Annotated in this window: 25 protein-coding genes; 11 read left to right on the top strand and 14 right to left on the bottom strand. The window is 63.8% G+C overall.

Annotation, left to right across the window (positions count from 1 at the left end; all coding sequences use genetic code 11):
- Positions 1-54: 54 nt before the first annotated feature.
- A complete protein-coding gene (locus H0241_RS32385) occupies positions 55-1,053 on the bottom strand; it encodes a DUF2125 domain-containing protein (protein WP_181061831.1) in 999 nt (332 codons plus the stop codon).
- Between the two features lie 122 nt (positions 1,054-1,175).
- Here H0241_RS32385 and H0241_RS32380 point away from each other — a divergent pair, with 122 nt between their 5' ends.
- Positions 1,176-1,721, top strand: a complete 546-nt coding sequence (locus H0241_RS32380; RefSeq protein WP_181061830.1) for a gamma-glutamylcyclotransferase — start codon at positions 1,176-1,178, stop codon at positions 1,719-1,721.
- On the opposite strand, the gene H0241_RS32375 is transcribed toward H0241_RS32380, so the two are convergent.
- A complete protein-coding gene (locus H0241_RS32375) occupies positions 1,711-2,688 on the bottom strand; it encodes a quinone oxidoreductase family protein (RefSeq protein ID WP_181061829.1) in 978 nt (325 codons plus the stop codon). The genes H0241_RS32380 and H0241_RS32375 overlap by 11 nt on opposite strands.
- A 167-nt stretch (positions 2,689-2,855) precedes the next feature.
- Here H0241_RS32375 and H0241_RS32370 point away from each other — a divergent pair, with 167 nt between their 5' ends.
- The 3 genes from H0241_RS32370 (at position 2,856) to H0241_RS32360 (ending at position 5,642) form a co-directional block, all read left to right on the top strand.
- On the top strand, positions 2,856-3,824 hold the full coding sequence (locus H0241_RS32370; RefSeq protein ID WP_181061828.1) for a GlxA family transcriptional regulator: 969 nt from the start codon (positions 2,856-2,858) through the stop codon (positions 3,822-3,824).
- A gap of 155 nt (positions 3,825-3,979) precedes the next feature.
- Positions 3,980-4,927 carry an aldo/keto reductase gene (locus tag H0241_RS32365; protein ID WP_181061827.1) on the top strand — a complete coding sequence of 316 codons (948 nt, stop codon included), beginning with the start codon at positions 3,980-3,982 and terminating at the stop codon, positions 4,925-4,927.
- 88 nt (positions 4,928-5,015) lie between these two features.
- Positions 5,016-5,642, top strand: coding sequence for a LysE family translocator (locus H0241_RS32360; RefSeq protein WP_181061826.1), 627 nt, complete (start codon positions 5,016-5,018; stop codon positions 5,640-5,642).
- Positions 5,643-5,654: 12 nt separating this feature from the next.
- Here the strand turns inward: H0241_RS32360 and H0241_RS32355 are convergent, their stop codons facing one another.
- Both H0241_RS32355 and H0241_RS32350 read right to left on the bottom strand, forming a co-directional pair.
- Positions 5,655-6,455: a lysophospholipid acyltransferase family protein gene (locus H0241_RS32355; protein WP_181061825.1), complete on the bottom strand. Its 801-nt coding sequence runs from the start codon at positions 6,453-6,455 to the stop codon at positions 5,655-5,657.
- 116 nt (positions 6,456-6,571) lie between these two features.
- Positions 6,572-7,477, bottom strand: a complete 906-nt coding sequence (locus H0241_RS32350; RefSeq protein ID WP_181061824.1) for a LysR family transcriptional regulator — start codon at positions 7,475-7,477, stop codon at positions 6,572-6,574.
- A gap of 103 nt (positions 7,478-7,580) precedes the next feature.
- On the opposite strand from H0241_RS32350, the gene H0241_RS32345 reads away from it, so the two are divergent.
- Together H0241_RS32345 and H0241_RS32340 are read left to right on the top strand one after the other, a co-directional pair.
- Entirely contained in the window at positions 7,581-8,132 is a 552-nt protein-coding gene (locus tag H0241_RS32345) for a carboxymuconolactone decarboxylase family protein (RefSeq protein WP_181061823.1), read from the top strand.
- A 44-nt stretch (positions 8,133-8,176) separates the two neighbouring features.
- On the top strand, positions 8,177-8,809 hold the full coding sequence (locus H0241_RS32340) for a pyridoxamine 5'-phosphate oxidase family protein (protein ID WP_181061822.1): 633 nt from the start codon (positions 8,177-8,179) through the stop codon (positions 8,807-8,809).
- 97 nt (positions 8,810-8,906) lie between these two features.
- Here H0241_RS32340 and H0241_RS32335 read toward each other — a convergent pair whose 3' ends face one another.
- The 3 genes from H0241_RS32335 to ftsE all read right to left on the bottom strand — a co-directional run bounded on the left by H0241_RS32335 (position 8,907) and on the right by ftsE (position 11,402).
- A complete protein-coding gene (locus H0241_RS32335; RefSeq protein WP_181061821.1) occupies positions 8,907-9,626 on the bottom strand; it encodes a YdcF family protein in 720 nt (239 codons plus the stop codon).
- Positions 9,627-9,760: 134 nt separating this feature from the next.
- Positions 9,761-10,750, bottom strand: coding sequence for a cell division protein FtsX (locus H0241_RS32330; RefSeq protein WP_181061820.1), 990 nt, complete (start codon positions 10,748-10,750; stop codon positions 9,761-9,763).
- On the bottom strand, positions 10,743-11,402 hold the full coding sequence (ftsE, locus tag H0241_RS32325; protein ID WP_023685344.1) for a cell division ATP-binding protein FtsE: 660 nt from the start codon (positions 11,400-11,402) through the stop codon (positions 10,743-10,745). The genes H0241_RS32330 and ftsE overlap by 8 nt, the downstream gene beginning before the upstream one ends.
- 180 nt (positions 11,403-11,582) lie before the next feature.
- Here ftsE and H0241_RS32320 point away from each other — a divergent pair, with 180 nt between their 5' ends.
- The 3 genes from H0241_RS32320 (at position 11,583) to H0241_RS32310 (ending at position 13,228) form a co-directional block, all read left to right on the top strand.
- A complete protein-coding gene (locus tag H0241_RS32320; RefSeq protein WP_181061819.1) occupies positions 11,583-12,227 on the top strand; it encodes a hypothetical protein in 645 nt (214 codons plus the stop codon).
- A 22-nt stretch (positions 12,228-12,249) separates the two neighbouring features.
- A complete protein-coding gene (gene hpt, locus H0241_RS32315; protein ID WP_181061818.1) occupies positions 12,250-12,792 on the top strand; it encodes a hypoxanthine phosphoribosyltransferase in 543 nt (180 codons plus the stop codon).
- Between the two features lie 64 nt (positions 12,793-12,856).
- Positions 12,857-13,228, top strand: a complete 372-nt coding sequence (locus H0241_RS32310; RefSeq protein ID WP_181061817.1) for a response regulator — start codon at positions 12,857-12,859, stop codon at positions 13,226-13,228.
- 6 nt (positions 13,229-13,234) lie between these two features.
- Here the strand turns inward: H0241_RS32310 and H0241_RS32305 are convergent, their stop codons facing one another.
- A complete protein-coding gene (locus tag H0241_RS32305; protein WP_181061847.1) occupies positions 13,235-14,185 on the bottom strand; it encodes a DMT family transporter in 951 nt (316 codons plus the stop codon).
- A gap of 222 nt (positions 14,186-14,407) precedes the next feature.
- Here H0241_RS32305 and H0241_RS32300 point away from each other — a divergent pair, with 222 nt between their 5' ends.
- Positions 14,408-15,271, top strand: coding sequence for a LysR family transcriptional regulator (locus H0241_RS32300; protein ID WP_181061816.1), 864 nt, complete (start codon positions 14,408-14,410; stop codon positions 15,269-15,271).
- Positions 15,272-15,289: 18 nt separating this feature from the next.
- On the opposite strand, the gene H0241_RS32295 is transcribed toward H0241_RS32300, so the two are convergent.
- The 3 genes from H0241_RS32295 to H0241_RS32285 all read right to left on the bottom strand — a co-directional run bounded on the left by H0241_RS32295 (position 15,290) and on the right by H0241_RS32285 (position 19,391).
- Positions 15,290-15,661 (bottom strand): glyoxalase superfamily protein, encoded by a 372-nt coding sequence (locus H0241_RS32295; protein ID WP_181061814.1) that lies wholly within the window; start codon positions 15,659-15,661, stop codon positions 15,290-15,292.
- Positions 15,662-15,702: 41 nt separating this feature from the next.
- On the bottom strand, positions 15,703-18,312 hold the full coding sequence (locus H0241_RS32290; protein WP_181061813.1) for a TIGR02302 family protein: 2,610 nt from the start codon (positions 18,310-18,312) through the stop codon (positions 15,703-15,705).
- A 137-nt stretch (positions 18,313-18,449) separates the two neighbouring features.
- Positions 18,450-19,391, bottom strand: a complete 942-nt coding sequence (locus tag H0241_RS32285) for a threonine/serine dehydratase (protein ID WP_181061811.1) — start codon at positions 19,389-19,391, stop codon at positions 18,450-18,452.
- 50 nt (positions 19,392-19,441) lie between these two features.
- On the opposite strand from H0241_RS32285, the gene H0241_RS32280 reads away from it, so the two are divergent.
- The gene (locus H0241_RS32280) at positions 19,442-19,744 is read left to right on the top strand and encodes an ArsR/SmtB family transcription factor (RefSeq protein ID WP_181061810.1); all 303 of its coding nucleotides are present in this window, start codon (positions 19,442-19,444) and stop codon (positions 19,742-19,744) included.
- A gap of 20 nt (positions 19,745-19,764) precedes the next feature.
- Here the strand turns inward: H0241_RS32280 and lysA are convergent, their stop codons facing one another.
- From lysA to argH, 3 genes are all read right to left on the bottom strand, one after another.
- Positions 19,765-21,033, bottom strand: coding sequence for a diaminopimelate decarboxylase (lysA, locus tag H0241_RS32275; protein ID WP_181061809.1), 1,269 nt, complete (start codon positions 21,031-21,033; stop codon positions 19,765-19,767).
- Between the two features lie 64 nt (positions 21,034-21,097).
- Positions 21,098-21,304, bottom strand: a complete 207-nt coding sequence (locus H0241_RS32270) for a hypothetical protein (protein ID WP_181061808.1) — start codon at positions 21,302-21,304, stop codon at positions 21,098-21,100.
- 71 nt (positions 21,305-21,375) lie between these two features.
- Positions 21,376-22,776, bottom strand: a complete 1,401-nt coding sequence (gene argH / locus H0241_RS32265) for an argininosuccinate lyase (RefSeq protein WP_181061807.1) — start codon at positions 22,774-22,776, stop codon at positions 21,376-21,378.

Here is a 22,776-nt window from a genome sequence, read left to right as displayed (position 1 = left end):
GCTTGCTTGAGCATGATCTCTCCCCAAAAGCGGTTCCCGCTTTGGGATCATGCTCTAGTCGAGTGGCTTGATCTTGCCCAGCGGAATGAAGCCGAGCGAGGCCTTGCCCTTCACCACCTTAAGCGGCATCGACGGTTCGTTACCGAGCAAAGCCAGGCCGGCAAAGCCTTGCTCGATCTGGTTCTTCTGCTCGGGAATAGCGGTGGCGAGGATCGCCGCCACGGCTTTGGGATCCTTGAGCTTGATCGTCAGGTCGGCATTGACCAGACCATTTTCGTCGACCGATACCGGGCCGGAAACGGTGATGCGCGCCGTTCCCGAGGACAGGTCGAGGTTGTGGATGTCGGCCGCCTGGCCGCGCAGGCTCTTGGCCTGCGCCTTCATCAGCGCCACGCCGTTCTTCAGCGTCGCGTCGCCGCTGCCGTCGAGCGGCGGCAGCACCCGCCCGCCGATCGCGTCGGCATCGATCTCAAGATCGGTGAAGCTTCCGACATAGCCGACGTCCAGGCCGTCGGGCCGCAGTTCTCCCGCTGCGGTGCCGGCGCTGAACAGCGAAACCGGGTCGGTGTCATCGGCCGGATCGGTCTGGCCGGACAGGGCCTCGGCCTGCAGCGAAATGCTGCGAGGCAAGGGCCAGGAGAGCTTTGCATTGGCCTGCAGATTGTCCCAGTCGATCCAGAGCGGCGTCATTCCCGGCACCGATGTGCGCAGCGGTCCGCGCAACTCGGCGACAGGCGACAACGGCCGCGTGATCTCGGCCATGAAGTTGAAGCTGCCGGTCGAGGCAGCGACGTTCTTGGCGTCGTCCTCGTAAGCCAGATTGTCACAGGAGATGGCAAAACTCAGGGGATAGCCGCTGACGGTGAGGTTGGCGCAGCCGGCCTCGATGCCTTTGTCCTTGAGCTGCGCCACCGCCTTGTCGGCCTCGCTGCTGACGCGCCCGGCGACATAGAACCAGACCGCGCTGTAGACGCCGAACAGCACAACGACCAAAGCGGCGAGCCAGAACAGCCGGCGGCGAAATTTTGACGGACGCTCGTCAGTTGACGTCATGCTGCGGCTTTCATCAACGCGGCGTGTTGCGGGTGGACTGTGGTTTACGCAACAAGCAAATAGATAGAAGAGCACCGATTCCGATGCGGTGTCGTCACTCTCGTGCAATCAGGCTTGGCGATATGGGCGATTTTTGGGTTTTTGGCTACGGCTCGCTGATCTGGCGGCCGGGATTTGCGCATGTCGAGACCCGGCGCGCGCACCTTTACGGCTACCGCCGGTCACTCTGCGTCTATTCCTTCGTGCATCGCGGCACGCGTGAGCGGCCGGGTCTGGTGCTCGGCCTCGACCGTGGCGGCTCTTGCATCGGGCTGGCCTTTCGCGTGCCCGGCGAGTTGCGCGATGAGGTGCTGACCTATCTGCGCGAGCGCGAACTGGTCACCAGCGTCTATCTCGAGCGCGTGCTCGATATCAGCCTCGATGGGAATGGCTTGGCCGGGCGTGAGACTGTGAAAGCGGTCGCCTACATCGTCGACCGTCAGCATGAACAATATGCCGGCGGGCTCGATGCGGCCCATGCGGCGACGGTCATCCGTGGCGCCGTCGGCCAGTCCGGAAACAATGAGGACTATGTGCTGAGCACGGTCAAGCATCTTGAGGCGCTGGGCATCAGCGATCATTGGCTGGAGGAGGTGGCGAGACAGGTCGCGCCGAACGCTACATTGTGAAAATCTGTTTTCCCAGATCGGCGCGATCCAGGCTGTTTGCGACGGCAAGCCTGAACTCGGTCAGCGGGTGGATGCCGCCGACAGGAATATGGAAGCCAGGCTGGCCGAAGATGTCGACAATCTCGCGCAGTATCGGCCGGTCGGCTTCGACAGGCGGGGAAAAGAAGTAGCGATAGATGTTTGCCCTGATTTCGGCGCCGCTCAGCAGAACGTCGAAATTGTGCAGTTCGAAACGCTCGGCGCTCATGCCGCCGTTGATGACCATCTGCCCGCCAAGAGCAAGGGTGCGGATCAACTCGCCGCTGGCAGGCCCGCCGACATTGTCGATGATGCCGTTCAGTCCCGCGCCGCCGGTCATGTCCATGACGGCCTCCCGGATGCCCTTCACATCCGACAGGTCGAGGATGGCGGTGGCGCCAAGCTCCTTCAGGTCCGGGCTTTGATGCTGACGTCGCACCACCGCGATGACGTTGATGCCGCGCCGTTGGGCGAACTGCATCACCATTGTTGAAATCGAAGAATAGCCAGCCGTGACCGCCAGCCACTGGCCAGGCAGCACCCTGGAATCCACCAGCAGATCCCAGGCGGTGATCGGGTTCACCATCTGCCCGGCACGTTCGGCGGGATAGTCGGCGGGCAAAGGGATCAGCCATTCAGCGGGAATGGCCGCGTATTCGGCCCATGTGTTGTAGTGGCTGAAGGCGACAAGCGTGCCGGGTTGCAGCGCGACATCCGCTCCTATGGCCTCGACAATGCCGGCGCCGTGGTTTCCGGCGATCTGCCTGGGGAAATGCGGCTTCTTCGGTTCGGGATAGAGGTTCTGGATGAACAGAAAGTCGCCCGGGTTCACCGAAGCCGAGACCATCCTGACCAGCACCTCGCCGTCGCCGACGCGCGGGGTGGGAACGTCGTCCAGGTAGAGCACGTCCCGCGGCGAGCCGATCTCGTCGAATAGAATTGCTTTCATGTCGGTCTCCAAATGGGCCAGCGGTCTGGACGCGACCGGGCCAAACACGCCGATACATGCATCGGCGCGGCGGACCTTACGGGCGGTCGCCGAAAATCAGAATTGGCAGATTTGACAATCTATGTGCTAAACTTGCCATGTATTTTGTTTGCGCATGAGAAGGCACCTTGGCCGACCAACCCCTCCACGCCGTGATCTGGCTGCCGTCGACTTTCTATTCGGCGGTCGCCGCGACGCTGGTCGAAATGTTCGACCTGGTGAACACCATTCGCGGCACACCGGCGATTTCCTTCGAATTTGTCGCGCGGCAGGCCGATGCCACGACGACGCCGGGAATTTCCTTCAACACCAGACGCGAACCCTCGCAGCGGATGGACCTGCTGATCCTGCTTGCCATGCCCGGCATGCAGGTGCCGGAGCTTGTTGCCGCGCTGGCGCAAGAGAGCCGCCATGCCGCGCCGCTCATCGCCAGGGCGCAACGCGACGGCGCCATCATCGCCGCGCATTGCGGTGCCGGTTATTTCCTGGCCGATGCCGGCCTTCTCGACCGAAAACGCGCGACGATCTCCTGGTGGCTGAAGGCCGATGCCCAGCGCCGCTTTCCGAAAGTGCGCTGGGACGCTTCCCGTGTGCTGGTCGGGGACGGCCGGATCTATACTTGCGGCGGCGGCTTTTCAGGCCTGGAGCTCGGCAAGGCGCTTCTCAAGGATCTTGGCTTCATCAAGGAGGAGCGGTTGGTTCGCAAGCTGCTGGTGCTGCCGCCGTCGCGCCAGAGCCAGGCGCCATATGAATTCCCGCTCACCGATCTGCTGCCCTTGCATGAGCCGTTGCGCGACCGGCTCGAAGCCCTGGCAAGAAACCAGCTCAGAACGCTCGACCTTGCCTTGCTTGGCGCGCAACTCGGCCTGTCGCCACGAACGCTGGCGCGCCGGTTTGCCGATGAATTGCACACGACTCCCGGCCGATGGATTCAGGACCGACGGCTCGAGGCCGCCAAGACGCTTCTCGAAAGCACCAGGCTTGGCATTGCGGAAATATGCTATCAGGTCGGCTATCAGGATGCGGCCTCGTTCAGCAGGCTTTTCAATCGCACAATCGGACTGCCACCCGGCGAGTACCGGCGCCAAAGCCAGTAGAAATGGCCAGGTGATGGGCGAAGCGGTCGCGCCTTTGTGAAGCGCTAGTCCGCTGGAAAAGTCGCCGAGACCTTTGACCTCGGCGCGGCGAGACCTAGCTTAGCTGCGGCCCGAAGCATTCGGGTTCGCCCGCCACCAGCATCACGGAGCCCATCTTGCAGAAACGTCGTCTCGGTCAAACCGACCTGTCCATCGCGCCGCTGGTTCTGGGCGGCAATGTCTTCGGCTGGACCGCCGACGAGAAGACCTCCTTCGACCTGCTCGACCGGTTCGCCGACGCCGGCCTCAACGCCATCGATACGGCGGACGCCTATTCGCGCTGGGTGCCCGGCCACAAGGGCGGCGAGTCCGAGACCATCATCGGCAAATGGATGAAAAGCCGTGGCAACCGCGACAAGATCGTCGTCGTCACCAAGGTCGGCTCGGATATGGGGCAAGGCAAGAAAGATTTGTCGGCCGCCCATATTGAAAGGGCGGTCGAGGTGTCGCTCAAGCGGCTGCAGACCGATGTGATCGACCTCTATTTGTCGCACTGGCCGGACCCGACCACGCCTTACGAGGAGACGCTCGGCACCTATGAGAAGCTGCTCGCCGCGGGCAAGGTCCGCCATATCGGCGCCTCGAACCTCGACGCCGGCCAGCTGCGCGCCGCGCTCGATGTGGCCAGCCTGCGCGGGCTGCCGCGCTATGCCGTGCTGCAGCCGGAATACAATCTCTACGACCGCTCTTCCTTCGACGGACCGCTGCATGATCTCTGCGCGGCGGAGGATATCGGCGTCATCACCTATTTCGCCCTCGCCAAGGGGTTTTTGAGCGGCAAATACCGCAGCGAGGCCGATCTTGGCAAAAGTGAACGCGGTGGTGGCGTGAAAGCCTATCTCAATGCGCGCGGCATGCGCATCCTGGCGGCGCTCGACGCTGTGTCGGCGCGGCATTCGGCCAGCCAGGCGGAAGTGGCGCTTGCCTGGGTGATGGCGCAGCCAGGCATCACCGCGCCGATCGCCAGCGCCACGACGCTTGATCAGGTCGAGAGCCTGGTACGGGCGGCATCGCTGAAGCTCAGCGCGGAGGATCTCGCGGCGCTGGACAAAGCCAGCGCTTAGCAAAGGCCTCCTAGAGGTTCGGCACGATCGTTCAAGACGACGGCAGTCCGGCTTGCCACACTGCTCTCCAGCATCGTGGGAGAGGAGTATGGGCGCAGACATTCTTTCACAGGCGCAGCCCTGGCAGCAATTGCTGGCGCTGGTGCTGGCGGCAACCGTCGTCATGGGCAGTCCAGGCCCGGCGACGATCAGCGTCACGGCAATAGGCGCCGCCTTCGGCCTGCGCAATTCGCTTGGCTACGCATCGGGGATCATTCTCGGCACGGTCGCTGTGCTGCTGGTGGTGGCCACCGGCATCACGGCTATCCTCACCTCGATGCCGGGGGTAGCGCCGGTGCTGGCGGTCGCTTCTGCCGCCTACATCCTCTACCTCGCTTACAGAATAGCGACGGCGCCACCGCTGGCGGCACGCGAGAGCGGGGCAGTGCGGCCGACCTTCCTCGGCGGCTTCCTGCTCGCTATCGCCAACCCGAAAGCCTATGTGGCGATTGCGGCCGTGCTAGCCGGGTCGTCGACGGCGGCCGGCGCCGATGCTCTCGGTGTCCCGGCGAGGCTGGCGGTTCTTGGCCTGATGATCGTCGCCATCCATGTGCTGTGGCTGCTGGCCGGCGCGGCTTTCGCTCGCACCCTGCGCCAGCCGCTGGCGTCGCGGATCATCAACCTGGTGTTCGCGGCAACGCTGGTGCTGACTACGGCGCTGGCTGCGTGGCCGTAAGCCGAGCGGAGATCAGACTTTGGTCTTTACGGCCGCGGCGAGTTCGGCCAGCCGCTTGACCGCCGTCGGCGGCATGGACGGCGGATTGGGTGCCTGTGATGCCTCGACCAGCAGCTGGTCGCAAGCGGCTTCCGTCTCGCCGATCAGCCGGTCCATGAATTCGTCCTTGCCGAGCCCGGGCGGGATCGGCGGCAGGAAGCGGGCCTTGATGGTGCCGGGATAACGCATGAATTTACGGCGCGGCCAGTAGAGACCGGCGACATGGGCGACCGGCACCACCGGAACACCAAGCTGCGCATAGAGCTCGACAATGCCGTATTTGTAGGCCGGCTCGTCGCCCGGCGCCCGGCGCGTTCCCTCGGGATAGATGATCAGCTGGCGCGGATTGCGCGCCATCTCCTGCTTTGTCGAGACAACAACCTGCTTCAACGCCTTGGAGCGGCTGCCGCGATGGACCGGGATCATCCGCATCTTCAGGATGTACCAGCCGAAGAAGGGGATCCAGGTCAGCTCGCGCTTCAGGATATAGAGCGGGTCGCGGAGGAACGGAAAGAAAGCGATGGCGTCCCAGAATGACTGGTGTTTCGGCGCCAGGATGAAGGAGCCTTCGGGCAGGTTTTCGACGCCGGTGATCTCGCTCCTGGTGCCGGCGATCTTGTCGTAGAGCCAGAGGCTGGTGCGCGACCAGAATTTCGGCACGAACCAGGCGCGGTGGCGCGGCGACAGGAAATAGTAGGGGGTCCAGAGGATCATCTGGACGATCAGATTGATGTAGAAGACGAAGTTGAACGCCAGCGAGCGGATATAGAGCATGCGGGGAAGGGCCCGTTGAGGAGGTGTGCGTTGGTTACACCAAGCGCAAGCAAAAAGGAAACGCCGCAATGGCCTGATATCGGCAGGCTCGCCGTCGATCCGCAGCCGGCCTCAGCTTACCATGTCGCCTGCAGCAACCGCTGCTTCAGCCGGGGAGCGGCGAAATCGAGAAAGGCGCGCAGTTTCACCGGCAGCAGGCCCTGGCTGGCATGGACGAGGCTAACCGGCCATGGCTGCGGCTCGAAGGGCCGCAAGACCGGGACGAGCACGCCAGAGCGCACCGCGTCCGCGATCTGGTAGGACAGCACCCGCGTCATCCCGGCGCCGGCAATCGCGGCATCGATCGCCGCTTCCGCGGTGTTGACCCGAAGCCGGGAATGGATTGGGACAATGAGCTCGCCCTTGCCGGTTGCAAAGCTCCAGCTGGCAAGAGCTGCCGTTCCCTCGAAGCTGATGCATGCGTGCGCCGCGAGATCCTGCGGGATTTGTGGCGCGCCATGCCTGGCCAGATAGGCCGGGCTCGCGCACACGACGCGGCGGATCGAGCCGACGCGGATGGCGATCATATTCGAGTCTGGAAGCTGGCCGATGCGGATGGCGAGATCTAGGTGTTCATCGACCAACTGGGTTACCCGGTCGGCCAGCGTCAGGCGGATGTTCACCTGCGGGTAGGCCGCGAGGAAGTCAGTGACGACCGGCAAAACATGCAGGCGGCCAAAGACGATCGGCGCTGTGATGATCAACTCGCCGGTAGGCGCGCTGTATTCGCCGGCGGCGGTGCGCTCGGCTTCGCCGACCTCATCGAGAATTCGACGGCAGGCGGCAAGATAGGAATGGCCTGCGTCGGTCAATGTCAATCGGCGCGTCGAGCGGTTCAGCAGGCGTGTCTGGAGGTGCCGTTCCAGCTCGGAGACCTTGCGGCTGACCGTAGCAAGCGGAACGCCGGAACCGCGCGCGGCGGCGGAAAGGCTGCCGGCCTCCACCGTCGCCACGAAAAGGGACATGGCTTCGAGACGATCCATCACTTCTTTCATTAATTGGAAGGGTTGATTGCGAAAATACCATCTACATCCGAGATATGGAAGGTCGCATATGAGCTGCACGCACCTCAAAAAGGAAGTCTCCATGCCCCGTATCGCTACGCCTTCGTCCATTGCAGACGCCCCGGCTACCACCCAGCCCATGCTGCGGGCCGTCGAGAAACAACTCGGCGTGGTGCCGAACCTGTTTAGAATGGTCGCCAACAGCCCGGCCGCGCTCGAGGGCTATCTCGGCATGTCGGGGGCGCTCGCCAAGGGTCGCCTGCCGGCGCCGACGCGCGAACGCATCGCGCTCGCCGTCGCCGAAATCAATGGCTGCAGCTACTGCCTTTCCGCGCACACCTATCTCGGCAAGAACCTCGCCAAACTCGGCGATGCCGAGATGATAGCCAACCGCCATGGCGGCTCCACGGATCCGAAGGCGGCAGCGGCGGTACGCTTCGCGGCCAAAGTCGCGCATGCTCGCGGGCACGTCGGTGATGAGGATCTCTCCGCCGTCAGAATGGCCGGCTATGACGATGGAGAGATCATAGAGATCGTCCAGCACGTCGCCCTGAATACCTGGACCAACTATATCAACGAGGTCGCCGGGACCGAGATCGATTTTCCGGTTGTCGCTGCCCGCGACGCGGCCTGAACGAGCAGCGCAAGCAGCAAGCCGGACAGAGGAAGGACGCTTCCATGAACGCTCACACCTTTACCAGCGATGTCGCCTTCACGCCGACGGTCAAGGCAATCCAGACGCGCAAGGGGTCGCGCAAGGGCTATGCCAGCGCCGAGGAGCGTGGTGGATGGCGTGCTCATATGACGCCAGATCTGGCCGATTTTATCGCGGCGCAGACCAGCGTATTTCTGTCGACGGCCAATGGCGAGGGCCAGCCCTATATCCAGCATCGCGGCGGGCCCGCCGGCTTCCTCAAGGTGTTGGACGAGAAGACCATCGGCTTTGCCGATTTCTCGGGGAATAGGCAGTTCATCACCCAGGGCAATCTTGCCGACAACAATCAGGCGTTCCTGTTCCTGATCAACTATGCGCATCGGCAGCGCGTCAAGATCTGGGGTACGGCGCGCGTCGTCGAGGACGATGCCGAGCTTTTGGCAAAGCTGATGCCGCAGGACTACAAGGCGCGCCCAGAGCAGGTCATCCTGTTCACCGTCTCGGCCTGGGATGCCAATTGTCCGCAACACATTCCGCAGCGCTTCGAGGCTGCAGATGTGGCGGCCGCGCTTGCCGAACGCGACAAGCGCATTGAGCAACTCGAACAGGAAATTGCGCGGCTGCGCGGCGCAGCGGACGGCGCTGCCAAGGGGTAATCGGGCGCCGTCAGAGCCGTTTGTTGGACGCAATTCCCGAGGGAAAGCGCACGCGCTTTTCCCGGGAAAACCGCTACGCACTTTTCCTGGAATTGCTTTAGTCCTTGGCGGTCGAAACCTCGGCCAGCGCGACGCTGTCGGCGGACTGGCGGACCGGGACGATGCCGCGCGCCAGCGCCAGCAGGTATTTGCTGTATTCGGTCAGAAGCACGCGCAGCGCTTCCGGCTTGGTCAGCCAGTCGCCATTGTCGAGATTGGTGTTGACCACCGGATAGGGTTCAAGCTTGGCGCCGTGCAGCAGGCGGCCCATTTCCAAGAGGCTGCGCGGCATATGGTAGTTGTTGGTGACGAGAATGACGCTGCCATAGGCGTGGCTCTCCACCCATTTGGCGCTTTCCTCGGCATTGCCGATCGTGTCGAGCGCGGCGCGGTCGATGTCGACGCAGCAGGAAAACAGCGCCTTGTCGCCGCCGGTTGCGGCCTGCAATTGGCGGCGGCTGGCGGAGGGATGCACGCCTGAGATCAGCAACCGCTCGCCCTTGCCGGAGGCAAGCAGGTCGAGTGCGGCGTCGAGGCGCGCCTGGCCGCCGGTCAAGACGATGATCGCGTCGGCCTTGGCCGGGTTGGCCGGGGTGGTCATGTGGCTGACCTTGCTGGCGAACCAGCCGAAGCCGCCGGCAAACAGCGCCATCAGCAGCAGCAAACACAGGGAGGCGACACGCAGCGCCGTCCGCAAACGGCTCGGCCCGGTGCGCACACGCCCACCCACCACTGGCATCTGTCCAGCCGTCCCGGTCGAGTCCCGCGCGTCCATCATCCTATGGTTAATCCTGAAATGCCGCTTTGATAAGGAAAAAAGCGCACATTGCGTTACGTCGTTTTTCGATCCGTGATCGCCTCGTTGTTTTTGTCCTTGCCCCTGAACTGTTTTTTTGCCTCCGCCGTCGTTGTTCAACTCGCATCCGGCTGGCGGACATCGATGTCGCTGAGATAGGCGACGACGGTGGCGTGCGAGGTCGCCGCCGTCAGCCCGCCGATCACCAGCACCATCAGGCCGACGCCGAGATAACCGGCCGATCCGATAGCGAAATTGCCGAACAAAGCGGTGGCCTGGTCGGCCTGCGGCGTTGCCATGTTGCGCGACGACCACCAGGAAAAGACGATGAAAACGAGGATCGCGGCGGCCCCGCCGGCGGCAGCGCCCTTCATGCCGGTGACCAGGAAATGCCAGCGGAATTCGCGCGCGATAAAGCGCGCTTCGGCGCCGACGAAATGCAGCACTTCGATGATATGGCCGTTGCCGGCCATGGCGCCGCGTGTGGCGAACACCACTGTCAGCACTGTCGCCGACAACATCAGCACCAGCACGGCGATACCGATGGTGACCGTGGTGCGGGCCATGGCGACCAGCCGATCGACCCAGGTGCGATGATCGTCGAGCGAAGCACTTGGCAGCTTCGGCGTGATCGCCGCGCGGATGGCGGCAAAGTCGGGCGGGCTGGTCTCGTCGATGGTGACGATGATCAGCCGCGGCACCGGCAGTTCGTCGATGTTCAGCCCCGAGCCCAGCCATGGCTCCAGCAGACGGGCTGTCGCATCGCGATCGATGATCTTGGTTGCTTTCACGCCGGGGAATTCACCGGCGATCTGCGAGGCCTGGGCAAGGGCCGCCTCCATGTCGAGGCCATCGAAAGGTTTGATCTGGATCGTCGCCTCTCGCGAGATCTGGTTCTCCCACACCGAGGCGGTGTCGCGCACCAGCGTCACCGCGCCGAAGGTCAGGCAGGACAGAAAGGTCATGATGGCGATGACCAGCACCAAGGCGCGGCCGGCAATGTTCTGCGCCGGCACGATCGGCGCCATGCGTCGCTGGACGCGCTGCATCGTTGCCGCCGGCTCCGCGACCTCTTCATGCAGATGTTCGGCGGATAGCTCAGTCATAGATATCCAGCCTTCCGCCGGCCAGGATCATGCGGCGCGCGTCGACCTGCTCCATCAGGCCGAGATCGTGGGTGGCGATCACAACCGCGGTGCCGAGACGGTTGAGCTCGATGAACAGCCTGAGCAGCCGGCGCGCTAGCGGCGGGTCGACATTACCGGTCGGCTCGTCGGCGAGCAGGATTTCGGGCTGTTCGATCAGCGCGCGAGCGATCGCGGCGCGCTGCTTTTCGCCGCCCGACAGGACCGGCGGCAGCACATGCATGCGCTCGCCCAGCCCAACCCATTTCAAAAGTTCGGTGACGTCGGTGCGATAGCTCGCTTCCTCGCGGCCGCGCACGCGCAACGGCAGAGCGACATTCTCATAGGTGGTCATGTGGTCGAGCAGGCGGAAATCCTGGAACACCACGCCGATGCGGCGTCTAAGATGCGGCAGCTCGGCGCGCGAGATGCGCGAGCGGTCCTTGCCGAAGATGGTGATCAACCCGCGTGTCGGCTTCAGCGACATGAACAGAAGGCGCAGCAGCGTCGTTTTGCCGGCGCCGGAGGGCCCGCTCAGGAACTGGAAGGAGCTCTCCGGAATGTGCAGGGAGATGTCGCGGAGGATTTCCGGACCCATGCCATAGCGGAGGCCGACATTTTCGAAGCGGATCACGTGCGACGACCTGAAGCTTGTGGCGGCGGCGTGCCAGCCCTTTCTGTCAAACGACCATCGGCCGCCATGGTTAACCGTCGGTTAATTTTCGCTGTTTTTGAATGCGTCACAAGGGTTCCGGTGGGGAAGCGTTAACCATTTCCATTTACGCAAAAGAAACGAAGAGCGAACAGCGGGGCCATGATGGCTGAGCAACGAACCGCGCGCCCGGTTTCCGGCGAAATCATGACCGGGCTGGGGACAAGTGTCGCGCCGGAATTGCGGCCTGTGGCGACCGACATCGTCGATGCCGATTATGAGGTGCTCCCGCGTCTGGTTCCGCGCATGGAGGCGGCCTCGCTGCCGGAACGCGGCATTGCAACGCCGTCGATGGCGGGCATGGACATGCTGCGCAAGCCGGAAGCCGCAACCGTGCGGCCGCCGGCGTCGCGTGGCGGGCCGATTTTCTGGATCGCCGGTGTTGGGGCGGCACTCGCCGCCTTCTGGGTCTCGGGCGGCCACACGCTGGTGCGCCAGACGCCGTTCTGGACAGTCGAACAGCCGGTGGGCGCCGTACTCAGCATTGCCGGCGTCACCTCGCGTGTCGATGCGTCTGGCGCCACCCCTGTTCTGTTCGTCGATGGCGAGGCCGTGAATGACGGTGTGAAGGCGGGACAATTGCCGCCGCTGGAGATCCGCGTCACCGGCAATGACAGCCGCATCACGCGCTATACGTTGGGGACATCCAACCGTTCGCTGGCGCCCGGCGAAAGATTCGGCTTTTCCAGCCGCCTCGATGTGCCTAGAAACGGGGTCAAGGCCGTGGCGGTCACCTTCGCCGGCTAGGGATTTCTCTGAAAGGTTGTTGATGCCAATAGTGCGCGGCAAGGACATAGAAGTCCTGTTTTCGGCGTCCGCGATCGCGCGGCGCAATCTTGAACTCGCCAAGGAGATCGCCGAGCACGACTATCACGATCTCTTGGTGATTTCGGTGCTGAAGGGCTCCTTTATCTTCGCCGCCGATCTCATTCGCGCCATGCACGATGTCGGGCTGTCGCCGGAGGTCGAATTCATCTTCATCTCCAGCTACGGCGCCGGTACCACCAGCGGCGAGGTGAGGGTGCTACGCGACATCGACAATGAGGTCGCCGGCCGCGACGTGCTGCTGATCGACGATATCCTCGAATCAGGCAAGACGCTCTCCTTCACCCGCAATCTGATGCTGTCGCGCGGCGCCAAAAGCTGCGCCATCGCGGTGCTGCTCGACAAGCGCATGCGCCGCCAGACCGAACTCAACGCCGACTATGTCGGCTTCGACTGTCCGGATTATTTCGTCGTCGGCTACGGTATGGACGTCGCCCACGCTTTTCGCGAATTGCCGTTTGTTGGCGTCGTGAAAGGTGATGCCTGAGAAAAGGCCTCCGACGCTTCAAATTTTCAGAAAAAGTCAACTTTTGCCCGCCAAATTCCGGCGCATGGCAAAGCTTCTGATCGTCGAGGACGATGAGTCCGTCCGCACCCTCGCCGCCCGCGCGCTCGAACGCGCCGGGCATACAATCGACATTGGCGCCGATGGCGCACAGGGGCTGGCGATGATCAGCGCGGCGGGCGGCAGTTACGACCTTGTCGTCTCCGACATCCGCATGCCGGAGATGGATGGCATCGAAATGGCGATCGCGGCGGCCAGGCTCTTTCCGGCGATGAAGATCCTGCTGATGACCGGCTATGCCGACCAGCGCGAGCGTGCCGAGGAACTGAACGGCATCATTATCGACGTCGTGCAAAAGCCGTTCACGCTGGCCGAAATCCGCTCGCGGGTCGAACAGGCGCTCGCCTGCTTCGCCTGATACGCTTCAGGCAGCATCCTGGCTTGCAGCAAGGACTGGGCCGGCGCTCCTGCGCCGTTCGGTGTTGAGCGCCAGCAAGCCGGCGCCGATGATCAACGCGGCACCGATGGCGGTGGTCGAGCGCGGCACCTCGTTGAAGAACAGAAAGCCCCACAGCGGCGACCAGATGATCCCGGTGTATTCGAAGGTCGCGACGCGGTTGGCCGGCGCCAGCCGGTAGGCCTGCGACAGCAGGATCATGCCCGCCGAAGCGACGAAACCGCAGGCGGCCATCTTGAGGAAGTCCGGTGTCGTCGGCCAGACCCACGGCCGCACCAGGAATTCGAGGCTGGGATGGACCGCGTGGGTAATGCCGGCAAGCCAGAACGTGCCGGCAACCAGGGCAGCACCGACGAGGTAGGCGCCGTTCTGGTAGAACGCCATGACGGTGGAGGATTCGGTGTCGCCGATCTTGCGCGCCATCAGCTGCGAAAAGCCGTAGAGCAGCGCCGAGCCCAGTGACAAAAGCGCCGCCCAGTCGAACAGGCCGGCGCCCGGGCGCAGCATCACGACCACGCCCAGCATGCCGATCAGCACGGTGGCGAGCGTCTGCCAGGAGACGCGTTCGCCGAGATAAGGCCCAGCCATCGCCATGATGAACAGCGGCGCCATGAAATAGAGCGCCACCGCGTCGGCCAGCGGCAAGGCGGCGATCGCCAGGTAGTAGACGGTATAGGAGCTGAACTGGATGAAGGCGCGTATGGTCAGCAGGCCAAACCGCTTCGAGGCAATGGCTCGCAGGCCGACATCGGCGCGAACGAGAACGATCAGGATCGGCAAGGCAACGATCGAGCGGATCCACATTACCTCGGTTACGGGATAGCCACCCGACACCGCCTTGACCAGCGGGTCCTGGAGCGAGAACACCAGCACGCCAAGGCACAGGCTGATAATGCCGAGAACGATCCGGTTGCGCATGTCGTTCAAGTGGCCCCTTGCCTGCCCGCAGCCGCCCGGCCGCGGGGTAAAAAGAACCCGCCACCGTTTCGGGCAGCGGGTATGAGTGAGGACTCTTCGATTGGTCCGCAACCGATTTCGCGGTCGCATATCCAATGGGTGAGCGGACTATGCTGCCGCGTTTGACATGTTGCAAACGAATTGGAATGATACCAGCGATCAAATTTCCTTATGACGGATTCGATGCGGCCAACCCTCGACAGCGATCTCCTGCGCACCTTCGTCGCCATTGCCGAAGCCGGCAATTTCACCCGCGCGGCGGAGCAGGCCGGCCGCACCCAGTCGGCGGTGTCGATGCAAATGAAGAAGCTCGAGGAGCTGGTCGGCGACAGCCTGTTCGAGCGTGGCTCGCGCGGCGTCGCGCTGACGCGCCGTGGCGGCGAGCTGATCGTCAATGCCCGCCGCATCGTTTCCCTGCTTGACGAAACGGCAGCCTCGATGGCGGCGGCCCCGCTCGGCGGGCCGGTGCGCATTGGCATTCCAGAGGAATATGGCCACGCCATCCTGTCGCGCGCGCTTGGCGCCTTCTCCAAGCGCCACACCAAGGTCGAGGTCACGGTACGCTATGCGCATTCGGGCGCACAACTGGCGGCGCTGGCCGCCGGTGAGCTCGATCTAGCCGTGGTCTTCGAATGGCAGGATCCTGGCGGCGGCGAGGTGCTGATGCACGATCCGACGGTGTGGGTGACATCGAGCCTGCATCACATGCACGAGGAGCGGCCGGTGCCAATCGCGCTCTACAACCGGGCCGGCTGGTGCAAGGATTTCGCCATCAAATCGCTGGAGCAGCGCGGGCTGGCCTATCGTGTCGCCTATACCAGCGACACCACCGGCGGCCTGAAGCTTGCCGTCACCTCTGGCCTGGCGATCGCGCCGATCTCGCACAGCAACATTCCCGATGGCTGTCGCGAGCTCACCGCCGTGGACGGGTTCGGCCACATCGATTCCTCGAATGTGGTGATGCATCGCAATCCCAATGCCTCAGGCGAGGCGATCGACGGCATGCAGGAAGCGATCCGCGACGCATTCGTCAACAGGTCCGATTAGGCTCTTTCCTGGACCTGCTCAGCCTGCTGCATCCTCATAGAAATGCAGGCGATTGCCGAAGGGGTCGCCAACTGACACTTCTCGGGTCTGCCACGGCGTGGTTTCCAGCCCCGGCCGCGCAAAGCGGTATTTCTTGCCGATCAGTTCGCGGTGCAGAGCGACGATGTCCTCGACCTTGATGCGCATGGCGATGCCCGGCGCGCCGTCGCCATGGTGTTCGCTCAGATGCAGCACGCAGCCGTCGCGGATTACGCCCATATAGAGCGGTGCATTGTCGTCGAAGCGGTGCTCGAACTCGACCTCGAAGTCGAGGAAGTCGAGGTAGAATTCACGCGCCTTGGCGATGTCGAAGATGCGCAGGATGGGCGTTACGGCACCGAGTTTCGGCATGGCGCTGATACCATTCAGTTCGACGGATGTTGCCTTGGAGGCTACTTGAGCTCCAGCAGCCGCTCGAGGTAGCTGCGTTCGATGTCGGGGCTGAGCGCGTTGCCGAGCCGCTTGCGGATCGCTTCGAGGATCTGGCGGGCGCGCTGCACGTCGATCTCGTCGGGCACCTTAACCGAATCGCCGAAATCCGGTCCGCGGCTGGCGCGCGGTCGTCCGAGCGGATCGCGGTCGGCGTCCTGCTGGCGGCCGCCTTCCTGGCTACCGCCCTGGTCGCCCTGCATCGCCTGCAGCTGCTTCATCATCTCCTTGGCGCCCTTGCGCAGCGCTTCCAGCGCGCGGCCCTGATGGCCGACGGCCTGGTCGCCCTCACCTTCACCAAGCGACTTTTCGGCATTGCCCATGGATTTGCCGGCGTCGCCAAACCCCTCATTGGGCTCCATGCCCATGCCTTCCAGGCCCTTCTTCAGCTTGTCGAGTTCGCTCTGCAACTGGCCCTGGCCCTCCTGCAGCTGCTTCATCGCATCGGCGAATTCCTGCGGCGTCATCGGCTTTTTGCGGGCAAGCGGATCGCGATCGTCACCGGGGCCGGGTTTGTCCTGATCCTGTCCGCCGAGCTGCTGGTCGCCATCCTGCTGGTCTTGATCTCGTTGACCCTGGCCGCGCTGCATCTGGTCCATGCGGTAGGTGTCGTTCATCATCTCCTGCTGGCGGCGCATGATCTCGCCCAGCTTGTCCATCTGCTGGCGCATCTCGCTGTCCTGCTCGCCGCCTTGCTGCTGACGGCCGGCCTGCAGATTGTTCATCATGTTTTCCAGCTGCGACAGCAACTCCTGCGCCTTGTCGCGGTCGCCTGATTTCGCCAGGTTCTCGATCTGGTCCATCATGCGGTCGATGTCGCTCTGGCGCAGCTCGCGGCCGTTCTGCTGCATCTGCGGCGCGTTCGGGTTCTGCTTGGCGCGCTCGGCGAATTCCTGCAGGAATTCGTTCATCGCCTCGCGCAATTCCTTCATCGCCTTTTCGATCTCTTCGTCGCTGGCGCCGCGCTTGATGGCGTCCTGCAGCGCCTGCTGCGCCTGGCGCAGGCGCTTTTCCGCCGCGGAAAGATTGCCTTCCTCGATGCCGAGCGCGATTTCCCAGAGATAGGCAACCTCGTTGCGTAGCTGGTCGTCGCTGTCCGACATCTTCAGCCGGCTGCGGGCGCTCATGATGGCGAGGTAGTGCGACATGTTGTCGAACGTGTCATCGGGCCGAAGCGTGATCGCGTCCATCAGGTCGAGCACGCGCGGCTTGGCATTGGCGTCGAGCGCCAGCAGGCGGCGCTGCTCGATCACCGCCCGCGCCAGCGGGTTGGCGAAGGGTCGCTCCGGCATCACAATAGTCTTGGTTTCGCTGGTCGCGGTGTGTCCGGCATCGTCGGTGGCGACGAGCGACAGCTTGATGCTGGCGCCGGCCCAGACGTGTTCGGTGAGATCCTTGGTGGTCTTGGCGGCGTTCGCCTTGCCGCCGCGGCGCGGCAGCGCCAGCGGCATCTCAGGCGGACCATAGAGCGGATGCGCATCGGGCGCTGCCGGGTCAGCCAGCGCGAAAACCGCCTTGGCGGTGGCCGCGCCATAGTCGTCGTCGATCTGGTAGTTGAGCTCGAAGGCGCCGTTGACGGCGCGCTTGGGCTCGCCGACGAAGCGGATCGTCGGTGGCTTGTCGGGGATCACGGCGAAGGCCCATTGACCGAGATCGGCTTCACCCGATTTCAGCGTCAGCGTGCCGTCGGCCGTCAGCTTGCCGGTGAACTGGCGCAGCTTGGGTGTCGCCGGGTTCACTACTGCTGCCTTGACGGCTGCCGCTTGCGGTCCCGTCGGGTCGATGGCGCGGGCATTGCCGCCCTTGTCGGCGAAGCTAAGCGTTTCCTCGCCGGAGCCGCCGGTGACGCGCAGAGAGACGTCGCTGCCTTGCGGCACGATGAAGGTGGCGGTTGCCTGCTTGGCATTGTTGTCGATAACCGGGGTGGTCAGGAAAATGGGCGGCTTGCCAGTATAGGCCGGCGGGGTCACCCAGGCATCGATGCGCGGTGGCACGATGTCGCGCGTCGCATGGGCGCGGAAACCATCGGAGAGCCTGCCGCCGGACGGGCCGAAGGAAAAGGCAAAAGCGGTGACCAAAAGCAGCGCCGCCACGGCGCGCAGCCCCCACGGATCGCGCTCCGGCACCCGGGTCCGCGGCAGATCGCCGCCAAGGCTGCCAAGCTTGTCGGCCATGCGCTTTTGGTGTTCGCGCCACAGCGCCTGGGAAAAGATGCTTTCCTTGCCGCTCGGACGGTCGGTCTGCACCAGCACCGGGCTATGCTGCAACTGGTTGGCCGCCTCGATGCGGCGGTCGACCTCGGCGGCGGTCGGAAGCTTGAAGAAACGCAGCGGATAGAGCGCCGCAAGCGTGGCAAGGCCGAAAGCCGTGACCAGGACAATGCGCGCAATATCAGGCAGGGGGGGAAAGAGGCCGAGCCAGGAGAGGCTGATGAACAGGCTGGCGACGATGAGCAGCGGCAGAAGCAGCGGCCAGCCGCGCTCGACCGTCATCGAGACCCGTGTTGCCAGCCGGCTCAGTGCAAGCCGCCCGGCCAGGCTGCGATCGCCGCTGGAAATGGGGCGTTCCGTCATCGGCCCTTCCTGCCCGGGCGGGATAGCCCGGACTCAACAAGCAGAAGTTTACCAGCAAACACGGCAAAGGCGAGGCGGTTCCTGAAAACTTGAAGAGCTTTGGCGGGTTTCCCTCCGCAATTCAGTCGGTGCAAGAATCAGAATTTCGCCGGATCGGTGTTTGACCCGCAGACCAGGACGGCAATTCGTTCGCCTGGCGCCGGCGTGTAGCGGCCGGACAAAAGGGCTGCGAAGGCAGCGGCGCCGCCCGGCTCGGCGATGATCCGTACCCGCTCCCACAGCGCCTTCTGGGCGGCGATGATGGCGTCGTCGGTGACGAGGATGGAGCGTTCGACAAAGGCCTCGGCGATCGGGAACATCATCTCGCCGACGCGCTTGGGCGCAAGCGAATCGGCGGCGACGCCTTCGGCGGGCGCATCGACCGGGTGGCCGGCCTCGAAGGCGCGATGCAGTGTCGGTGCGCCCTCGGGCTCGATGGCGACGATCCTGATGCGGCCGGCAAACCAGGCGGCGATGCCGCCGATCAGGCCGCCACCGCCGACGGCGACCAGCAGCGTGTCGATCTGAGGCAGATCTTGCTCGATTTCGAGGCCGAGCGTGCCCTGGCCGACCAGCGTCTCTTCCTGGTTGAAAGCATGGATCTGTAAGGCGCCGGTCTTTTCGGCAAAAGCCTCGCTGGCGGCCAGCGCTTCGGCATAGCGGGCGCCACCAACGATCAACTCGGCGCCGTAGCCACGAATGCGCTGCAGCTTGGCTGGCGGGCTGACTTCGGGGACGAAGATCGTCGCCTTGTGGCCGAGCCGCATGGCGGCATAGGCGACGGCGGCGCCATGATTGCCGCCCGACGCCGCGACGACGCCGGCCTCCGGCACCGGCCGCTCGAGCAGATTGGTGAAGGCGCCGCGCGCCTTGAACGAACCGGAATGCTGCAGGCATTCGAGCTTGAGGTCGACCGCCAGCGGCGGCCGGTCGAAATCGGCCATGTCGACGCGCAGCACCGGCGTGTGCCTGACATAGGGGCGGATGCGCGGTTCCATCGCGGCAATGCGTTCGCGCGTGATGGTGTTGCCGTTCGTCATGACCATCTCCTTGGGATTGACAGCAATTAGTAACTTGGCAAAATGGCTAAATGCAAGAGGTTGATGTCTTCAAGGCGATCGCCAACGAACGCAGGCTGCAGATCCTCGATTGGCTGAAGGATCCGAAGGCGCATTTCCCGGCCCAGGCAGACGGCGATCTGGTCGAGGACGGCGTTTGCGCGCTGCTGATCGCGGAGAAGCTCGGCATTACGCAGGCGACGCTCTCCGAGCATATGCGCGTGCTTACCCAGGCTGGCCTGCTGCGCCCCAAGCGCATCAAGCAATGGACGTTTTACCGCCGCGACGAGAACAGGATCGCCGACACAAGGATGCTCATCCAGAACCGGCTGTAGCGCAGCCGGCGCGGCGGCTTCTATGCAAGCCAGTCGGGCACCGAATCCAGGCCAATCAGCTCGTCATAGGTCTGGCGCCGGCGCACGACATGGAAACGGTCGCCGTCGACCAGAACCTCGGGTACCAGCAGCCTTGTGTTGTAGGTGCCGGACTGCACCGCGCCATAAGCGCCGGCGGTGGAGACGGCAATCAGGTCACCAGACTTCAGCCGGGGCAGGTCACGGTCGAGGCCGAGATAGTCGCCGGTCTCGCAGACCGGGCCGACCACATCGACCGCCATGCGCGGCGTGTCGGCCGGCGGCTGCACCACCGGCTTGATGTCGTGGAAGGCATCGTAGAGCGTCGGCCGGATCAGATCGTTCATGGCGGCGTCGACGACGAGGAAATTCTTGGCGTCGCCTTCCTTCACGAAGATCACTTCCGAGACCAGGATGCCGGCATTGCCGACGATCAGCCGGCCCGGCTCGAACATCACCGTTACCCCAAGCTTTGTGAGATGCTTCCGAACGATCTCGGCATAGGCATCGGGCAGAGGCGGCGGGCTGTTGTCGGTGCGGTAAGGGATGCCGAGGCCGCCGCCGAGATCGACGTGCTCGACGGCATGGCCATCGGCGCGCAGCGCGCCGACCAGTTCCGCCAGAAGCGCGAATGCGTCGTCAAAGGGCTGCAACTCGGTGATCTGGCTGCCGATGTGGGTATCGAGGCCAATGGGCTTGATGCCCGGCAGACCGGCGGCGCGGGCATAGACCTGGCGTGCCCTTTGCCAGGGAATGCCGAACTTGTTCTCGGCCTTGCCGGTGGAGATCTTCCTGTGGGTCCTGGCGTCGACATCCGGGTTGATGCGCAGCGAGACCGGCGCCACCTTGCCGAGCGCCGTGGCGCGGGCCGAGAGCATTTCCAGCTCCGGCTCGGATTCGACGTTGAAGCAGAGAATCCCGGCCTCGAGCGCGAAATCCATTTCGCGCGCGGTCTTGCCGACACCGGAAAACACGATCTTGTTGGCCGGAACGCCGGCGGCGAGCGCGCGGCGCATTTCGCCTTCCGAGACGGTGTCGGCGCCGGCGCCGAGCCTTGCCAGCGTGCGCAGCACCGCCTGGTTGGAATTCGCCTTCAAGGCGTAGCAGACCAGCGTGTCGAGCCCGGCAAAGGCGCTGGCAAACACCCGGTAGTGTCTGGTCAGCGTTGCCGTCGAATAACAATAGAACGGCGTGCCGACGCTTGAGGCGATGTCTGGTATCGCCACGTCCTCGGCATGGAGTACGCCGTCGCGGTAGTCGAAATGGTTCACGAGAGTGGTTCCGGAAGTTGGAGCACGAGACCTGGTTAGAAACGCTAAGCCGGTCTCATCGGCTCTAGAGCAGCGGGTCGAGGATGAACTTCTTGTCCGCGACCGGTTTTTCCGGCTCCGGCGGCACGGGCTGCTTGGCGCGCTCGGCGTCCTTGCGGGCCTGGACGGCTGCTTCATAAGGCGTGTCGAGACCGGCCTTGCGGCCGCAGGCGGTCACGGCGACCATCGCCGTCAGCAGCGTCAGCGTCACCAAAATCCTGCGTGCGGTCATCGATCCATCCGTCCGAAACTTTTATGTGCTGCCGCTTTTAACCGAGTTTTCGGCGCATTGCACCCCCGGCATCACGCCTTGGCGATGCGCTTTTTCCAGGTGCGGATCTGCTTCCTGACTTCCGACGGCGCGGTGCCGCCGAAGCTGGTGCGGCTCTTGACCGAATTCTGCACCGCCAGCACCGAGAAGATGTCCTGCGTAATACCGGGGTTGATCGACTGCAGATCCTCCAGCGACAGCTTCTCCAGGCTGACCTTCTTCTCTTCGGCCAGCGCTACCGCGCGGCCGGTGACATGATGCGCCTCGCGGAAGGGCAGGCCCAGCGTGCGGACCAGCCAGTCGGCGAGGTCGGTCGCGGTCGCGTGGCCTGAGCCGGCGGCCTTTTTCATGGCGGCGGCATTCACCGTCATGTCGCGCACCATGCCGGTCATCGCCGCCAGCATCAGGTCCAGCGTCTCGGCGGCGTCGAAGACGGATTCCTTGTCTTCCTGCATGTCCTTGCCGTAGGTCAAAGGCATGCCCTTCATCACCGTCAGCAGCCCGACCAGATGGCCGGTGACGCGGCCGGTCTTGCCGCGCACCAGCTCGGCGGCGTCCGGGTTCTTCTTCTGCGGCATGATCGAGGAGCCGGTGGAGAAAGAATCCGACAGCCTGACAAAGCCGAATTGCGGCGTCGACCAGATGATGATCTCTTCGGCGAGCCGCGACAGATGCGTGGCGCAGATCGCTGCCAGGCTCAAGAACTCCAGCGCGAAATCGCGGTCGGAGACGCTGTCCAGCGAATTGCGCATCGGCTCGCGGAAGCCGAGCGCCTTGGCGGTCTTGTGGCGATCGATGGGGAAACTGGTGCCGGCAAGGGCTGCCGCGCCCAAAGGGCTTTCATCCATCCGCTCGATGGCGTCGCGGACGCGCGACAGGTCGCGCGAAAACATCTCGACATAGGCCATGCAGTGGTGGCCGAAGGTCACCGGCTGCGCCGCCTGCATATGGGTGAAGCCCGGCATCACAGTTGCCGCATGCTCCTCGGCCCGCTCGAGGAAGGCTGATATCAGACCCTTCAGCGCCTCGGCGACCCGGAAACACTCGTCCTTGACCCAGAGTCTCAAGTCCACCGCGACCTGGTCGTTGCGCGAGCGGGCGGTGTGCAGGCGGCCGGCAGCCGGACCGATCAGGTCGGCGAGGCGCGCCTCGACATTCATATGAATGTCTTCAAGCCGGGTCGAGAATTCGAACGTGCCGGCTTCGATCTCTTTCAGGATCGTGTTCAGGCCGTGAGCGATTTTTTCTTGATCGGCCGTCGAAATAATGCCCGTTTCAGCCAACATTTCGCTGTGAGCGATCGAACCCCTTATGTCCTGTGCATAAAGTTTGCGGTCGAACGAGATCGACGCGTTGATCGCTTCCATGATTGCGGCCGGACCCGAGGCAAAACGTCCGCCCCACATCTGGTTGCTGGCCTTCTTGTCGCTCAT

The organism is Mesorhizobium neociceri (genome assembly GCF_013520985.1).
Classification (GTDB): domain Bacteria; phylum Pseudomonadota; class Alphaproteobacteria; order Rhizobiales; family Rhizobiaceae; genus Mesorhizobium; species Mesorhizobium neociceri.
The sequence above is the reverse complement of the archived record's forward strand: the minus strand, read 5'-3'. Positions and strand labels throughout refer to the sequence as shown.

Excerpts from the sequence above, each read along its gene's own strand:
- H0241_RS32385 (WP_181061831.1), bottom strand. The coding sequence starts at position 1,053 with ATGACGTCAACTGACGAGCGTCCGTCAAAATTTCGCCGCCGGCTGTTC.
- H0241_RS32380 (WP_181061830.1), top strand. The coding sequence starts at position 1,176 with ATGGGCGATTTTTGGGTTTTTGGCTACGGCTCGCTGATCTGGCGGCCG.
- H0241_RS32375 (WP_181061829.1), bottom strand. The coding sequence starts at position 2,688 with ATGAAAGCAATTCTATTCGACGAGATCGGCTCGCCGCGGGACGTGCTC.
- H0241_RS32360 (WP_181061826.1), top strand. The coding sequence starts at position 5,016 with ATGGGCGCAGACATTCTTTCACAGGCGCAGCCCTGGCAGCAATTGCTG.
- H0241_RS32355 (WP_181061825.1), bottom strand. The coding sequence starts at position 6,455 with ATGCTCTATATCCGCTCGCTGGCGTTCAACTTCGTCTTCTACATCAAT.
- H0241_RS32350 (WP_181061824.1), bottom strand. The coding sequence starts at position 7,477 with ATGGATCGTCTCGAAGCCATGTCCCTTTTCGTGGCGACGGTGGAGGCC.
- H0241_RS32345 (WP_181061823.1), top strand. The coding sequence starts at position 7,581 with ATGCCCCGTATCGCTACGCCTTCGTCCATTGCAGACGCCCCGGCTACC.
- H0241_RS32340 (WP_181061822.1), top strand. The coding sequence starts at position 8,177 with ATGAACGCTCACACCTTTACCAGCGATGTCGCCTTCACGCCGACGGTC.
- H0241_RS32335 (WP_181061821.1), bottom strand. The coding sequence starts at position 9,626 with ATGATGGACGCGCGGGACTCGACCGGGACGGCTGGACAGATGCCAGTG.
- H0241_RS32330 (WP_181061820.1), bottom strand. The coding sequence starts at position 10,750 with ATGACTGAGCTATCCGCCGAACATCTGCATGAAGAGGTCGCGGAGCCG.
- H0241_RS32320 (WP_181061819.1), top strand. The coding sequence starts at position 11,583 with ATGATGGCTGAGCAACGAACCGCGCGCCCGGTTTCCGGCGAAATCATG.
- hpt (WP_181061818.1), top strand. The coding sequence starts at position 12,250 with ATGCCAATAGTGCGCGGCAAGGACATAGAAGTCCTGTTTTCGGCGTCC.
- H0241_RS32310 (WP_181061817.1), top strand. The coding sequence starts at position 12,857 with ATGGCAAAGCTTCTGATCGTCGAGGACGATGAGTCCGTCCGCACCCTC.
- H0241_RS32305 (WP_181061847.1), bottom strand. The coding sequence starts at position 14,185 with ATGCGCAACCGGATCGTTCTCGGCATTATCAGCCTGTGCCTTGGCGTG.
- H0241_RS32300 (WP_181061816.1), top strand. The coding sequence starts at position 14,408 with ATGCGGCCAACCCTCGACAGCGATCTCCTGCGCACCTTCGTCGCCATT.
- H0241_RS32295 (WP_181061814.1), bottom strand. The coding sequence starts at position 15,661 with ATGCCGAAACTCGGTGCCGTAACGCCCATCCTGCGCATCTTCGACATC.
- H0241_RS32290 (WP_181061813.1), bottom strand. The coding sequence starts at position 18,312 with ATGACGGAACGCCCCATTTCCAGCGGCGATCGCAGCCTGGCCGGGCGG.
- H0241_RS32285 (WP_181061811.1), bottom strand. The coding sequence starts at position 19,391 with ATGACGAACGGCAACACCATCACGCGCGAACGCATTGCCGCGATGGAA.
- H0241_RS32280 (WP_181061810.1), top strand. The coding sequence starts at position 19,442 with ATGCAAGAGGTTGATGTCTTCAAGGCGATCGCCAACGAACGCAGGCTG.
- H0241_RS32270 (WP_181061808.1), bottom strand. The coding sequence starts at position 21,304 with ATGACCGCACGCAGGATTTTGGTGACGCTGACGCTGCTGACGGCGATG.
- argH (WP_181061807.1), bottom strand. The coding sequence starts at position 22,776 with ATGAGCGACAAGAAGGCCAGCAACCAGATGTGGGGCGGACGTTTTGCC.